Below are 14,963 nucleotides of genomic sequence, written 5' to 3'. Positions count from 1 at the left end.
AAAACAGCGTTCCTGCGATGCAGAAACGCTGTTTTTATTTAAATGTTAGCACTGGATGCCATTTATCCTTGACCCGATATTTTTTGCTGTAAATAATGCTCGATGCCATCCAAAATCCGTTCGAGTCCGAAATCGAAATCGTCACCAATGGGATTATCCGCTTCGTCCGTGTAAGCACCTGACATCAAGATGGGATGTAAATATGGAAACCGATCTGGCTTGACCAACTGTTTGAGGGCGCTGCTGTAGCCCACGCCGCTAAACGTTTCCGGACTTGCGCCTTCACGGATGGCACGGTCCATGTCTCGCGCAATTAGGCCGCATGCCCGGCTATAGCTGCTTACAAGCAGTAGGAATGACATTTTCTCAAAATCGTTAAGCAGGAAATCCCGCATTATTCTAAGCATCCAATCGATCACTTGTAGATTGCCTGGCGTGAGCGGTACGCTCGTAATCGGGATATCGCCATACCATGGATGTTTCCTGAAGACATCCACGCAAGCCCAGACGTATTCCCTCATTTCCTGACGCCACGTTTTACCCGCTACTTCAGGTGGAATCGGAATGTCGCAGACCGCGTCCTGCATGAGCACCAACAGGTCTTCTTTACTCGTAATGTAGCGATACAAAGACATCGTGGTAAAACCCAAAGATTGGGCGACTCTGCTCATCGAAACAGCCGCAAGACCATCCCGATCGGCAATGACAATCGCTGCGTCAACGATTTTCTTGACGCTAAGCTCGCCTTTGGGCCCCCTCCGAGGCTGCTTGACGATTCCCCAGCTCAGGGTAATCCCTGACGGTAACCTATTTAATGTTTCTTCATCGATCCCATCGCCGGTCTCCATGTTGTTCGATCCTCCATCATCAGCGTAAGTCCCGAAATTGTATACTTCGTATACAGTATATCACAATCGCTATTATAACGCTCAGATGGAGTTCATCCCTCTTTCCATAATTACATCAAGTTTTACAAGGGGATACGTTCTCTCTGCCGGGTGGCTAGCTCCCTCATTCGCTTTATTTTGTTATCGTTTACATTCCTTTAAAAAACAAAAAAATGATCCATAAGATCATTATCATAACTATTACTTCGACGGAACAAGGTGTGGCATTAAGATTTTATTCTGTACAGGATCGGTTTCACCACTTAAGCGTTTAATTAACAAATCACCAATCGTTTCCCCTAGCTCCTGAGGATTTTGCATAATGACAGATAGTTTATGATGAAACAAAGAAGAAAATTCAAGATTGCCGAATGAGACCACTTCGATGCTATCCAGCGGCATTCCTAATTCTTGTAAACCCAAATAAACACCGAAAGTCATTTCATTATTTGCTGAAAAAATAGCTGTCGGTCGATCAGGTAATTGGCTGAAGTACCGTATAGCTTTAATGCCCGATTCTCTAGTGTAATCACCTTCAAACATGTATTCATTCGTTGGCGTAATCCCCGCTTCCTCCAGCCCGATAATCGCGCCTTGCTTTCTTTCCCTTGCGGTGCTGATGGTCTTGGGGCCATTAATAATACCTATTCGCGTATGTTTTTTCTCCAGTAAATGCTCAATGGCAGACTTAGCGGCGTAAATATTGTCTTCTGTTACTGTATCCAGTTTCAGGTTGGAAAAACGGCGGTCAGCCAAAATAACATGTATGCCTGAGTCACTGATTGCCTGAATTTGATCTCTGTTTTCACCGGTACCGGCAAGAATAAGAGCTTCAATTCTTTTTTCCATCAGAAATTCGAGAGCTTCCTTTTCTTTCTCAGGATTCTCTTCGGTGTCGATAAAGAGTAGATGATAGCCTTGCTGGAAACAGCGATGCTGAATCGTACGGGCAATTTTCATAAAATAAGGATTCGCCATATCAGGCAGAACAATCCCCACACTGCGTGATTTTTCTTGTTTTAAGCTTCTGGCTATCGCATTTGGTTGGTAGTTGAATTTGCGAATGACTTCCAACACCTGCTGCTTGATATCCTCACTCACATAACCGGAATTGTTCATAACACGCGAAATCGTTGCTGTGGACACCCCTGCTTCTTTAGCTATATCCTTGATTGTCATTTTGACCAAGAGGATCCATCCTTTACATCAGCGTCATCGAGCCGATTCTCCATGTTAACGTTACCACATTAATACTATCTGGAGAACTCTGATTCGTCAACGACCGTAAATGCGAATAACCGCAGCCTTCAATAATGAGAGCAGCGGTTATTCAATTGGATTATAATCAATAATCAAAACATGGTTTCAAGTCATTCTGATTGAAGGTTAAAATATCAGCAAGCGGCAATCTTTTTGCTACAGGCAAAATAATGGGATGATCTTTATGAGGCTCTGTCTGATACCAATATGCGGTACTGGAATAATCGTCACTGCGATGGTTATTATGTCCATGTTCAATTGTCACTTTAATGGACGTGTCGAACATCACAGGATCTTCAATGTGGAACCGGTACGCTGAGATTTTGCCTGACCAGTTCGGGCCTCCACCGAGTATAAGACCGTGATTCGGCGTACATTGTTCCTGCTGCGGGCACCATGCCGTATTAAAGTAATCCTCCATCCCCGTACCGTGGAGTGAAGGGGGCCATGGTTCCCCATCAATGAAGATCATATCGTCCCCTTCTCCGTACCAGTTCCATTCCCGCGTCATACGCAAGTTATGAATGTTCAGGTTGCAGCCGACATAATGGCCCTTTCCAACTGCATCCAACATCACATAATTGCCGTCGCCTGTTATATTTTTTCCGCCGAATTCAAAAAGCGCATTGGAAATGGTATCTTCGATACCATCCGTAAGTTCGCGGCGCCAGATGGCATGAAACCTAAGCTCGCTATCGATCGGGAACGCATATTGTTCGTAATCGACATAGAAGTAAAACTTGATCGGTTGATCGGCATCGGATTCAACTTCAATCCTGGCATTGCTTCCAAACGGCATCGGGAAGAAGCAATTCAGCGCTCTTCCGTCTTCCGGACTCATCGCAAGCGGCGCTGAGCTGAAGTTTTTCGTAATGCCATGACCCATACCGAAGAAATCACCGATCGGAGCCTGTACACTCGGGTTTTCTTCGCCATCCCAATACATCTTGAGTACGACTTTTCTGTGCAGGTACGTTTCGATCGCAGCGTCGTCGAGCGGCGCCATCGTCATCCAGATATGGGTAATACAGCCGGAGCCGTCTACATCAAAAATTGTGATCTTCTCTCCTGGATAAAGCTTGCTATAGTCACGATTCCCGCCCGTTGTATCATAACTTGAAGCTCTTTTGCGCTTTCCTTGGCGAGTTCGGTATAAATCTCTTAAAGATGATCCTAACATAATCGTATCAGCTCCTAGTTGTTATGGAACCGGCATCATTTGATACCGGTCATTTTGATGCCTTCCACCAAATATCTCTGCATAAAGAAGAACAATAAGAAAGTAGGCAATGCAGCAATTACCGCCGCTGCAAGCACGATATTCCATGGAGTCACATAACCCCCGCCAACCAAATTAGCCAGTTGAACCTGAATGACCCACATCGTCTCTTTTTGTGTAATGATAAGAGGCCAGATATAGGAATTCCAGTTAGCCAGGAAAAAGCCGATTGTTAATGGCGCGATAATCGGCATCGACAGCGGCAATGCGATTCGGAAAAACGTCCCTGCCTGAGAAAGCCCCTCTATATAGGCTGCCTCTTCCAACTCCTTTGGAAATTCCCGATAGAACTGGCGGAACAGAAATATTCCATACGCGTTAAAAATGGCAGGAATGATCAAACCGGCAAATGAGTTGGTCATGCCTAAGTTTTTCGTTATCAAATACAACGGCAGCATGATGACAGCAAAGGGAATCATTAGCGTGCTGAGCATCCATGCGAAGATCACATTTTTCCCGGGAAATTGAAACCGGGCAAGCGCGTATCCGGACATCGCATGGAACAGCATAGCAATCACCGTTACGCTCGTAGACACGATAAGGGAGTTCATAATGGATCTGAGCAAATGCGATGAGGTAACAGCCTCAACAAAATTGGCAAACTCAAATTCCGTAGGCCAAAGTTGAATGTCAAAAACATGCGTCTCGGAACGAAGAGAGCCTATGAATAACATGTAAATTGGAAAAATCATGGCGACCCCGACAATAATCGACACCGTCGGTATTATGAATCGGTTCATTATTCGCAAAGTAGCACCGCCTAATCTTTAGAAGAGAAAAATTTAAGTTGGATCATAGAAAACGCGAATACGATCAAGAACAAAACGAAAGCGAGCGCAGAAGAATACCCCATATTCAACATTTGGAAAGCTTCTTTAAAGATATAAAGCACGCTAACTTCCGTTGAATTCATTGGGCCCCCTTTTGTCATAACAATGATATGGTCGAAAATTTGAAAAGAAGCGATCGTCGTGACGATCAAAATAAACGTATTCGTTTCTCTCAGTAAAGGGAAAGTAATATAGCGAAAGCTTTGAAAGCGGGTAGCCCCGTCTATATGTGCCGCTTCGAAATAATCGATCGGAATTTCCTTAATAGCCGATAAAAAAATCGTCATGTTATAGCCGATGTTGATCCACAGCAATGTCAGAATGACACAATAGATGGCCTGTGTAGGAGAGCCGAGAAACTGTTGTTTTCCGATACCGACAAGAGAAAGCAGTTGATTGGCAAGGCCGTTTCTCGGATCAAGCAGGAACATGACAATGATAGCTGAAATAACCGATGTGACCGCAAATGGCAGTAAAAACATCGTTCTAACCACACCTACTGATTTACCCCGCAGCCCGTTTACAAGCAGTGCAGAAAGCAATGCGAGGCAAAACAACAATGGCACATAAACAACGCTAAAGAGCAATGTTCGTGTTACGGAATGCCACCACTGCTCATCCGAGATTAAGGTGACATAGTTCTGAAATCCAACATACACTTTAGGTGATAATGCGTTCCAATCATGCAAACTAACATAAAAAGCATAGAGAATCGGTATAAAAACAAATATCATTAATCCCAAAATGTTGGGAAGCAAGAAACTGTAAGCTGTAACCCATTCTTGAATCATACGGGCATTGCTGCGTCTTGGAGTCACTCTTTACCCCTCCCGAATTGAAAAGGAGGAAACGTCTTGCAGTTTTACGGAGCAAGACGCCCCTCTCCCCAGATTCCTGTTATTTCTGTTTGCTTAGAATTTCCGTGATTTTTGCATCGACGGTTTTGGCGGCGTCAGCACCTGACATTTTACCGTACATGACGTACTGCATCGCATCACCGACGGCCTCGACCACTTCGGATGGATAACGCGGTTCTGGGATCGCGGAGTTATAAATTTCTTCAGTGAACACTTTACGCAGACCTTTGTTGTAAATGTCCTTCCCTTTTTCGACTACGGATTTACGCGGGGAGTAAGCGAACTTCACTTCCGTACCCCATTTCAATGCATGGCTCAGATCCGATGAACCGAAAGCCCACATGACAAACTTGGCAGCTTCAGCCGCATTCTTGCTTTGACCGTTAACAGCCATTTTCCAACCCCCTGCATCCGTTGCAGCTTTACCGCCGGCAGGAATCGGAAGCGGTGCTAGACCAATAGGCACATCTTTATATTTCTCTTCAATTCGATTGATCGCCCATGTTCCGACAATTTGCATGGCTGCAGTTTTGTTACCCAGGTTATCGATCTCCCAAGGACCGAGCTGCAGTTTTTTCGGAGACAGACCGTCTTTGAAGAAGCTTCCCCAGAAATCGAGTGCTTTGGCCGTCTCAGGCGTGTTGAATGTTGATTTGGTTCCGTCTGCGCTCAGCACGTTACCGCCTTGCTGCCACAGGAATGGATACCAGATAAAGTTGAAGTATGGTCCTTTGTCTGGCGGAATAATCAGACCCGCTACCTTATCGGTTGTCAGTTTCTTCGCTGCGGCATGAAGCTCATCCCATGTCTTAGGAACTTGAACACCGGCTTTATCCAGCATTTCCTTGTTATAGTAAAGACCTAGTGTTTCCAATTCGAATGGCAGCGCCATAATCTTGCCGTTATAAGTTACAGCTTCAAGAGATGCAGGAAGGAAATCCTCTTTCACCCCTGCAGGGAAATCAGGTGTCAAATCTTTCATCAAACCGGATTTGGCGAATTTCATAAAATCGCCCGGGCTGATCATATAAATATCCGGTCCTGCACCGCTTGCAAAACCCGTAGGGAGCTTCGTCGTCGTGTAGGAGGCCTGGTCATAAGTCGAATACTCAATTTGTACTTGATCTTGCGATTTGTTGTACGCATCGACCAAATCTTTGAAGAACTTACTCTCAGCTTCGGTGTGCATATCCCAGAAAGCCAGTTTAACTTTGTCTTTCTTGGCGGAGCTTGTTTCCTTGGCGGCTTCTGTGCCTTTCGGTGTTGCTTCGCCGGCTTTTGGAGCTTCTGTCGGTGATGAACCACAGCCTAGCTGTAAAACAAGTACGGAGCTAATCGCCGCAACCCCTAACGTTTTCCATTTCCGTTTCATCTGTTGTATCCCCTTTCATTTCGACTACACCTTGAGTATAATCCGGGGGGACAACTGTACATAACGAGAAATAATTTAGCTAGGTGGACTATTTTTGGATTTTGGACAGGAAGCGGTCGATCTTCTCTTCCATGCTCTGTGCCACTTCTTTACCGGATAGCCTGCTGTACAGTAAGCTCTGTAACGACTGGGTAAATATCCGGTTGATTTCTTCGGGATATTGCGGTTCCATCCGCTCCGTACCGAAAATTTCATTCGTAAAGACCTCTCGAAGACCGCGCCGGTAATAGTCAGAACCCGCTTCCATGACGGACTTGCGCGGGGAATAAGCGAACTTCACATCGCTGCACCATCTGAGTGGTATGCTCGTATCGCCGGAAAAAGCCCACATCACAAACTTCGCGGCTTCGCTTGCATAATCGCTTCGCGAGTTCACCGCAATTTTCCATCCGCCTGCAATCGTAAGACGATTCCCGCCATCCGGCGTCGGCAGAGGAACGACTCCGATCGGCTGATCGGCGTATTGCGTTTCCAGCATGCGAATATTCCACGTCCCGCTCACCTGCATCGCCGTTTCACCATTCGTCAAAATGCCAATATCCGTTGCCGGCCGTGATGGCTGCATATTAATCAACCCTTGATTCACCATACCCCGAAAAAAATTGTACATCTCCTCGCCTTTCGTATGGCTCAGTCCGAGATTCTTACCGTCATCTGAGATTAAATCTGCACCGGTTTGCCAAAAAAACGGAAGCCAGGAGAAGTTCTGATACACACCGCCGAACGTCTCTATCGTTAAACCGCTTACACGTGAGGATCTCAGCTTCTGCGCCGCCTCCATCATCTCATTCCAGTTTTTGGGCGGCGATATCTCATGCTTTTGAAACATTGATTTATTGTAAAATAAACCCATTAATTCGGTTTCGATCGGAACCGCATAAATATTATTATACAAAGTAACGGAATCCAGGGCTGCTGGGTAGAAATCCTCTTTCATTGCCGGTGTAAAAAACGAGTCGAGCGGCATTAACATGCTGACATCCGCTAGACGTTTAATCATGGGCGACGATACAAAAAAGATATCCGGACCCGTTCCGGATGCAAATGAAGCGAGCAGTCTTTCCCCCGTAAAATAATCATCGCTGGACACGTACTCCACTTTGATTTCTATATCCGGATGCAGCTGCTGATACTGCTTGCCCAGCTCCTGCCAAAATTCAAACTCCTTGGACGTATGGAACGACCATAAGCGAAGCACCTTCTTAGGCGCATTCGTATCCTTGCTTTGCCCTCCCTGCGGGCGAAACAGCTTGTCGAGTTCCGGTGATTTTGCTGATTCCGTGCTTTGCTCGCAGGAAATTAGCATGCTGAACACAGCCACTACAAGCAGCAGCTTTTTGGCAAGCATTACCCTCATTGCCATTGATTTTTTCATGTCAATCCTCCTTCCGGAAGAAAAACTGTCGGTATTCCACGGGGGTGACACCCATTTTTTTCTTGAATAACCGTGAAAAATATTTTACTTCCTGATAGCCGACCATTTGCGCGATTTCATACAATCTTAATTGGGCATCCATCATCAATGTTTTCGCCTTCTCCATACGAAGCCCAGTTAAATATTCAACAAACGAACTGCCGGTTTCGAGTTTAAAATAAGAGCTCAAATAGCTCGGATTCATTTGCACATGCCGCGCTGCGTCTTCTAACGAAATGTCTTGCGAATAGTTCGATTGCATGTAGGAGAGCGCCTTCTCGATAGTCCGATTCTGCTTCTGCGTTCTATTCCATTCCATAGACACAATACATGATTGGGTAAGACTTAACATAAATTCAACATACTCTTCGAGTGTAAAGTTCCTGTCAAATAAGTCGATAGGACGAGCCATATTCGCGAGAACTAGATCGTACATTTTTTGTTCATAGGTCAATCGAATAACGGCGGAAACCAATTGTAAGCAAAACCTCCGAAACAACCGGAACGAAACATTTCTTTGTTTGACCGTTTCTATGAACTTGGTCAGAACGAGCGAAGATTGATGGGACTGACCGCTTCGAATCGACTTGACTAGCTCCATTTCCAACGCGTTCGGGTAACCAACCTCAATGATGTCCTCCATTTTCAAATCGTCGTAATCGCTTACTGTTCCGCACCCGTAAAGCCATTTATTTTGTAAGGCAACGCGTGCATGCTGCAGAATTTCCGGCAGCTCGAGGTAAGAGTCCGTGACGTCGCTGATCCCGATGGAAATCGATATTTTGAGCCAGCGGCTGACTTCCTCAATACTTGTTTTGGCTAACTGTCTCGTATCGTATTCATTAATCGTGAGAAAGAACAAGTGAGCACCGCTCACGAATAAAAAGTGAGAATCCGAGTTTGTTTTCATCTCGGTAACATCCTGGACAATATTACGGACGGCAAACAAAACCAACTGTCTGTCCCCCCATTGATCCTCGTTGATCAGTTCATCAATGAGATCCACTTCAATGACCATGATCCGAAACGTAGAAATATCGTTAGGGATTAAAGGGCTGAGCTGCTTCGGAGGCTCTTTCTCCTCTTGGAGTCCGAGCAGCCAATCCTTCCACAGCTTCGAATAATTCGGTCGGCTGGAGCTGGTCTGAGATACCGCTGGAACCAATTGTCGTTCCTTCTTCACTCTTTTCAGCACACTCTCGATGTCCTCAGGCTTTAGAGGCTTTAACAAGTAATCGAAAGCGCCATATTTAACTGCCGTTTGCGCATATTCAAAATATCCATATCCCGATAGGATGACGACATGTACCGGATATTCCTTCAAATGACTGAGAAGATCCAACCCGTTCATATGCGGCATGCGGATATCCGTGATGACCAGATCAGGCATCTCTTTTTTGACCGCCTCCAGCGCATCATACCCGTTCTTGGCTTCACCAATCACGATCCAATCGCTGTCAAGCTTCGGAATTAAACTCGTCAGTCCTCTGCGAACTCTCGGCTCGTCATCTACCACTAAGACCTTGTACATGTTGATCTCCCCCGTTGTGTCTTAACGAATATAAGGCAGGACAATGGTGACAATGGTACCTTCTCCAAAGACCGAATGTATCGTCGTCCCGTAACTCGGCCCATGCTCCATCTTCAACCGCTCATCCAAATTGTAAATGCCGATGCCATGGCTTCGGCGCTCTTTAATTTGTTGGAGCTTATCCGCTGAAATACCGCCGCCGTTATCTTCAACGATGACCGTAAGCTTCATCTCTTCTTCACTCCCGGTACTCTGAACCGTGATCCGAATGACGCCGCCTGTATCGATATCTTCCATCCCATGGATGATCGAATTTTCTAAGTAAGGTTGAAACAGCAATCTCGGTACTTTTAAATCCAACGTGTCAATTTTCACATCAAAAATGACTTCAAATTTATCTTCAAATCTCATTTCTTGCAAGTAAGCATAATTTTGCGCCCACTTTAGCTCCTCTTCGATCGTAACCAGCTGTTCGCCCGGCTTGATCGCATATCTCATAATATCGCTCAGAGAGGTAATCATACGGCTGATTCGGCTTTGGTCATTCTCGATCGCCATCCAGTTAATCGCATCAAGTGAATTGTAGACAAAATGCGGATTAATCTGAGCCTGAAGCGCCCTGACTTCAGCTTCTTTTTCCTTATTGGAAATCAATCTAACTTCCTTAATCAGCTCATTTATCCTTCCACGCATACTGAGAAACGCGGCCTGCAGCATGCCCATTTCATCTGAAGATTGGGTTAGCTGCGTCATTTCGAAATTGTCTTTTTGAATATGCTTCATCGCTAGAGCCATTTGGCGGATCGGACGTGTAATATAATTCGATGTAAATGCAGCCAGAAAAATGAATAAAGCGGCGAAGGCAACGACCGTTGCCGCTAGGAAACGCTTCAGATCATTGGTTTGCGCGTTCAAATCGGATTGCGGCACAAAGGAGAAATAATACCAACCGTTATAAGCGGAACGCAGGAATGTGCCTCGATAAGGACTGCCGTTAATTTCCTGAGTAAAGCGCCCGTCTTCCTTTTGATCCAATTGATTAAAGAAAGGATAAGTCGACAAATTAATGCCGTAGGCATCTGGATTTCGGTTCCATATCAAGTTGCCTTGATGATCGGTAATTAATAATACGCTATTCGGGCTCACTTGAACGTTACTGATGATTTTATCCAAAGCATCGATTTTTACGTTAGCAATTAAAGTGCCTAACGTTTGAAGAGAATCATACACATCCTTGACCTGCATGCCTACTGCAAAATAATGCGAAGTCTTGGAATTGTACTGATTAGGCGGAAGCTCATAGCTTGGCAGCCAAACAGCCCGTCCGGTACCTAAAGAAATGAAACGATCCCACATCGGATGATCTCGGTAAAATTGCGTAAAAAGGTTAGGTCCTTTAAAATCACCGAAATACGTAGCTTTAAGCGTGAACAAATAGATGGAATCCAAATCATCCTTCCCTCTCAGGAAGTCGCGAAGAAAGCGATTCACGGAATCGTCGCTCAGTGATATCTGATCACTTGACTTCGTTTCAATAGAATCACTGAGTTGTTTAATGATATCTTCATGCTCATAAATATCGTTCAATTGGGATTCGTATCCCTTGAGAAGCTGGCTAACGTTTTGATTGACGAGTGTGAGTACCTGCAGCCCCTCTTTATCTGTTCTTTGTGACACGAGGTCTTTGGAGCTTTGGTAGAACAGGATGCCGAATATCATTAATGGCGATAAAATAAACAACACGAGAATAATCATTAATTTCGTCCGCAGATTCCAAGTTTTCAGGAACGATAGATGCATGGACCCCTTCTCCAATTCACGTAGTCTTTGACAAAAGTATAACATAAGCTATCTGGAACGCAGTCAGAAAAATCATCCATCTCCATCTGCGAGATGAAAGAAAAAGTGCTTTACACCTTGGTAGGTAAAAGCACTTGCAGCCTATCTATGCGTTTCTGATCCGTCTCACATTTTTCATAAGACTATCTATATCTTTACCAAATACATCATGAAGCCTTTTATATTGGTTGTATAAGTCCTCATAAATCTTAACATTCTCAGGAATCGGGCTTACGGTCTCCTCTTTGACTCTGGCCATAAACACGGCTGCCTCTTGGATAGAGCTGTAACCGCCTGCCTCAGAACCGGCTACAACCGCTGCAAACATCGCTGCACCGATAGCGGGAGTTAATTCGGTGTCAGACAGCTTGATCTCCATATTGTTTACATCCGCGTAAATCTGCATGAGAAGCTTATTGCGTTTCGGCAGGCCTCCGCAGGCATACAGTTCGTTCACGTCCAGGCCACCCTTGCGGAAAGCTTCTACAATCGTACGCGTACCAAAAGCTGTGGCTTCGAGAAGCGCCCGATAAATGTCTTCAGGCTTCGTGCTAAGTGTCATCCCTAGTATCAATCCGGTCAAGTCTGCATCCATTAAGGTGGAACGATTGCCGTTGTGCCAATCCAGCGCCAACAACCCGCTTTCGCCAGGTTGCAGCTGCGAAGCCTTTTCCTCCAAAAGTTCATGGATGGAAATGCCTTTCTCTTGAGCTTCAGCTTGCACATATGCCGGTACGGACTCCTCAACGAACCATGCGAAAATATCACCTACGGCTGATTGTCCAGCCTCGTAGCCAAACAAACCTGGAATAATGCCGTCTTCCACAACGCCGCAAATGCCCTCAACGGATCGTTCTTCCTCGGCAAGCAGCATGTGGCAAGTGGATGTGCCCATCACCATGACCATCTTCCCCGGAGAAACTACGCCTACGGCAGGTACTGCGGCATGCGCGTCAATATTACCCACTGCAACCGCAATTCCTGGGCAGAGATTCATTTGTTCGGCAATTTCGGGCAGCAGGCTTCCGGCCAAGCTTCCGAGTGGCGATACCTCACCACGCAGCTTCGTCGCATATAAATCTGCTAAGCCGGGGTGCAGCTGCTCCAAAAACTCGCTGGATGGATATCCTTCGTTTTTGTGCCAATTGGATTTATACCCGGCTGTGCAGCTGTTTCTTTTCAACTGACCTGTCATTTGCGCGACGATCCAGTCTGCGGCCTCCACGAATAAATCCGCCTCCGTGTAGACTTCTGGATCTTCTTTTAATATTTGCAAGCTCTTCGCCAGCATCCACTCCGAGGATAGCTTGCCACCGTAACGCTGCAGCCACCGTTCTTCGCGGGCTTCGGCCAGCTTATTAATAGCCGTCGCTTCTTCTTGCGCCGCGTGGTGCTTCCATAGCTTTAACCATGCGTGGGGCCGTTCCTTCCATGCGTCTTTCAGGCAAAGCGGTTGAAACTCCGTATCTACGGGCAGCATGGTGCAAGCCGTAAAATCGATGCCAACGCCGATCACCTGAGACCGATCGATCCCGGAAGCTTTGATCACGGCAGGTACGGAAGTGCGCAGCACTTCCAAGTAATCATTTGGATGCTGCAAAGCCCATTCCGGCTTCAGCTTCATGCCGTTAGAGGGAAGAAACTCATCCATCACGCCGTGGCGATAGGGTGTCACATGTACGGCTTCCTCATGTCCATTCTGAATATCAACGAGCACCGCGCGGCCCGATTGGGTTCCATAGTCAATTCCGATTGTATAAAGCCTGTTTGATGCTGGCATAAGTACCTCCTTAGAGTTTTGCTTTAGCAAAACTTTCTTCGTAAGCGTAAGCTAGTTAACGATATAACGGCCCGAAGTTCGCGCATGCGCGGAAATCGGCACCCGTAGGTTCCATCACGCCGAATGCGGTCCACGTACTCGGACGGAAAACGCGATCTTCCGGAACATTATGCATGCAAACCGGAATGCGCAGCATGGATGCCAGCGTAATCAAATCGCCGCCAATGTGACCGTAGCTGAGCGCGCCGTGATTGGAACCCCAGTTATTCATCACAGAGTAAACATTCTTGAAGACACCTTCACCCGTAAGGTTCGGTACGAACCATGTCGTCGGCCATGTCGGATTCGAACGTTGGTCGAGCTTGTCATGAACGTCGTCCGGGAGCTCAACCGTATAGCCCTCAGCAAGTTGAAGAACGGGACCAAGCCCTTTGATCAAATTAATGCGAGCCATGGTAACCGGCATTCCTTCGCGTGTCGTAAAGTCGGTGGAATACCCGCCTCCGCGGAAGAAGTCAACGGCTGGGCACCACTGCGTCGCTTCCAGACATTGCTTCGCTTCGTCCTGCGTAATTTCCCAGAACGGCTTCATGGCAGGCTTTCCGTCTTTCTCTTGTCTGCCGGTTCCATCCAGTGCCGCCGGGCCGGAGTTAATGAGGTGTATAATTCCGTTTGCTGTCATTCCTGTCAGCTGATGGCCTGTTACGCGCTTCACCGCATCCGGACTCCAGTACGTGCGCACATCAGCGAAAATTTGTGCCGCGTCGGTCAAGAGGTGACCGAAAAGCATCGTAATTCCATTGAGCGTATCGTTCTCAGTCGCAAGCATGTAAGGCTCGCGGATGCCGTTCCAATCAAAGGAGCTGGTCAAAATTGCTTCCATGAAGTCACCGTTCGGGAAGTGATCCGTCCAAGCCCGTTGGCCTTGGAATCCCGCTGCAATCGCGTTGCGTCCGAGCGCTTCCTCGCCGTAACCCAATTGCGCGAGCTTCGGATTGCCCACCATCATGTCACGGGCGATGAGCGTCATTTTCACCACAGTCTCCCAATCACTTTGCTTCTGCTCATCCGTCCTTGTCAAATGCGGCGGGTTCACGTCCTGACCAATTTGACAGTTTTCTTTGGTCCACCCGAGAGCTTTCTCAAACTCCTCAGGATCATAGATTCCTCGTTCCATTCTGCGCACGAATTCGCTCATATCCACGTACTCGTTTCTCATGCCCAAGTAGTTTTGGAAAAAGTTCTCGTCTACGATGCAGCTTGCGATTCCCATCGATACAGATCCCATCGACAAATACGACTTCCCTCGCATTGTTGCTACGGCAAGACCCGCTTTGGCGAATTGCAGCAATTTAGCCTGTACATCCTCAGGGATGGAATTGTCCCCCATATCCTGCACATCTTTGCCGTAAATGCTGAATGCAGGCAGTCCTTTCTGGTTATGAGCGCTCAATGCTGCAGCCAAGTATACGGCCCCAGGACGTTCCGTTCCATTAAAGCCCCAGATCGCTTTGGGCAAATGAGGATCCGTGTCCATCGTTTCAGTCGGGTAGCACCAGGAAGGAGTTACTGTGATCGTTACTCCGACGCCCGCGCGCGTAAACTTTTCTGCTGCCAGTGCAGCCTCCGCAACACCGCCGATGCAGGTGTCAGCAATTACGCATTCCACGTTCAACCCGTTCGAATGTTTCAAATGGTCGCTCAAGAAACGAGCCACTGTAACGGCCATATCCATCGTGACATCTTCTAACGATTCACGGATTCCTCCTCTTCTTCCATCAATGACAGGACGAATACCGATTTTCGGCATAGAACCTTGCAAACGATTTTCAACTTTAACATTTCCCATGATTG

At 46.6% G+C, this 14,963-nt stretch carries 11 protein-coding genes; all 11 read right to left on the bottom strand.

Annotated features, from left to right (window positions below; translation table 11 throughout):
* Positions 1 to 62 precede the first annotated feature (62 nt).
* Positions 63 to 848: a TetR/AcrR family transcriptional regulator gene (locus QFZ78_RS34510; protein ID WP_307554066.1), complete on the bottom strand. Its 786-nt coding sequence runs from the start codon at positions 846 to 848 to the stop codon at positions 63 to 65.
* 240 nt (positions 849 to 1,088) lie between these two features.
* Positions 1,089 to 2,066, bottom strand: coding sequence for a LacI family DNA-binding transcriptional regulator (locus QFZ78_RS34505; RefSeq protein ID WP_307556042.1), 978 nt, complete (start codon positions 2,064 to 2,066; stop codon positions 1,089 to 1,091).
* 166 nt (positions 2,067 to 2,232) lie between these two features.
* The gene (locus tag QFZ78_RS34500) at positions 2,233 to 3,327 is read right to left on the bottom strand and encodes a glycoside hydrolase family 172 protein (RefSeq protein WP_307554064.1); all 1,095 of its coding nucleotides are present in this window, start codon (positions 3,325 to 3,327) and stop codon (positions 2,233 to 2,235) included.
* A 35-nt stretch (positions 3,328 to 3,362) separates the two neighbouring features.
* A complete protein-coding gene (locus tag QFZ78_RS34495; RefSeq protein ID WP_307556040.1) occupies positions 3,363 to 4,166 on the bottom strand; it encodes a carbohydrate ABC transporter permease in 804 nt (267 codons plus the stop codon).
* A gap of 20 nt (positions 4,167 to 4,186) precedes the next feature.
* Positions 4,187 to 5,074: a carbohydrate ABC transporter permease gene (locus QFZ78_RS34490; RefSeq protein ID WP_307554062.1), complete on the bottom strand. Its 888-nt coding sequence runs from the start codon at positions 5,072 to 5,074 to the stop codon at positions 4,187 to 4,189.
* Between the two features lie 79 nt (positions 5,075 to 5,153).
* Positions 5,154 to 6,485: an ABC transporter substrate-binding protein gene (locus tag QFZ78_RS34485; protein WP_307554060.1), complete on the bottom strand. Its 1,332-nt coding sequence runs from the start codon at positions 6,483 to 6,485 to the stop codon at positions 5,154 to 5,156.
* Between the two features lie 88 nt (positions 6,486 to 6,573).
* Positions 6,574 to 7,920: an ABC transporter substrate-binding protein gene (locus QFZ78_RS34480; RefSeq protein ID WP_307554058.1), complete on the bottom strand. Its 1,347-nt coding sequence runs from the start codon at positions 7,918 to 7,920 to the stop codon at positions 6,574 to 6,576.
* A 1-nt stretch (position 7,921) separates the two neighbouring features.
* Positions 7,922 to 9,490 carry a response regulator transcription factor gene (locus tag QFZ78_RS34475; protein WP_307554056.1) on the bottom strand — a complete coding sequence of 523 codons (1,569 nt, stop codon included), beginning with the start codon at positions 9,488 to 9,490 and terminating at the stop codon, positions 7,922 to 7,924.
* A gap of 21 nt (positions 9,491 to 9,511) precedes the next feature.
* Positions 9,512 to 11,290: a cache domain-containing sensor histidine kinase gene (locus QFZ78_RS34470; RefSeq protein ID WP_307554053.1), complete on the bottom strand. Its 1,779-nt coding sequence runs from the start codon at positions 11,288 to 11,290 to the stop codon at positions 9,512 to 9,514.
* A 145-nt stretch (positions 11,291 to 11,435) separates the two neighbouring features.
* Positions 11,436 to 13,109, bottom strand: coding sequence for a ribulokinase (locus tag QFZ78_RS34465; protein ID WP_307554051.1), 1,674 nt, complete (start codon positions 13,107 to 13,109; stop codon positions 11,436 to 11,438).
* A 55-nt stretch (positions 13,110 to 13,164) separates the two neighbouring features.
* Positions 13,165 to 14,958 carry an L-fucose isomerase gene (locus tag QFZ78_RS34460; protein ID WP_307554048.1) on the bottom strand — a complete coding sequence of 598 codons (1,794 nt, stop codon included), beginning with the start codon at positions 14,956 to 14,958 and terminating at the stop codon, positions 13,165 to 13,167.
* Between the last annotated feature and the right edge of the window lie 5 nt (positions 14,959 to 14,963).

The organism is Paenibacillus sp. V4I5 (assembly GCF_030817255.1).
Taxonomy (GTDB): Bacteria; Bacillota; Bacilli; order Paenibacillales; family NBRC-103111; genus Paenibacillus_E.
This window is presented reverse-complemented; position numbering and strand designations above follow the sequence as displayed.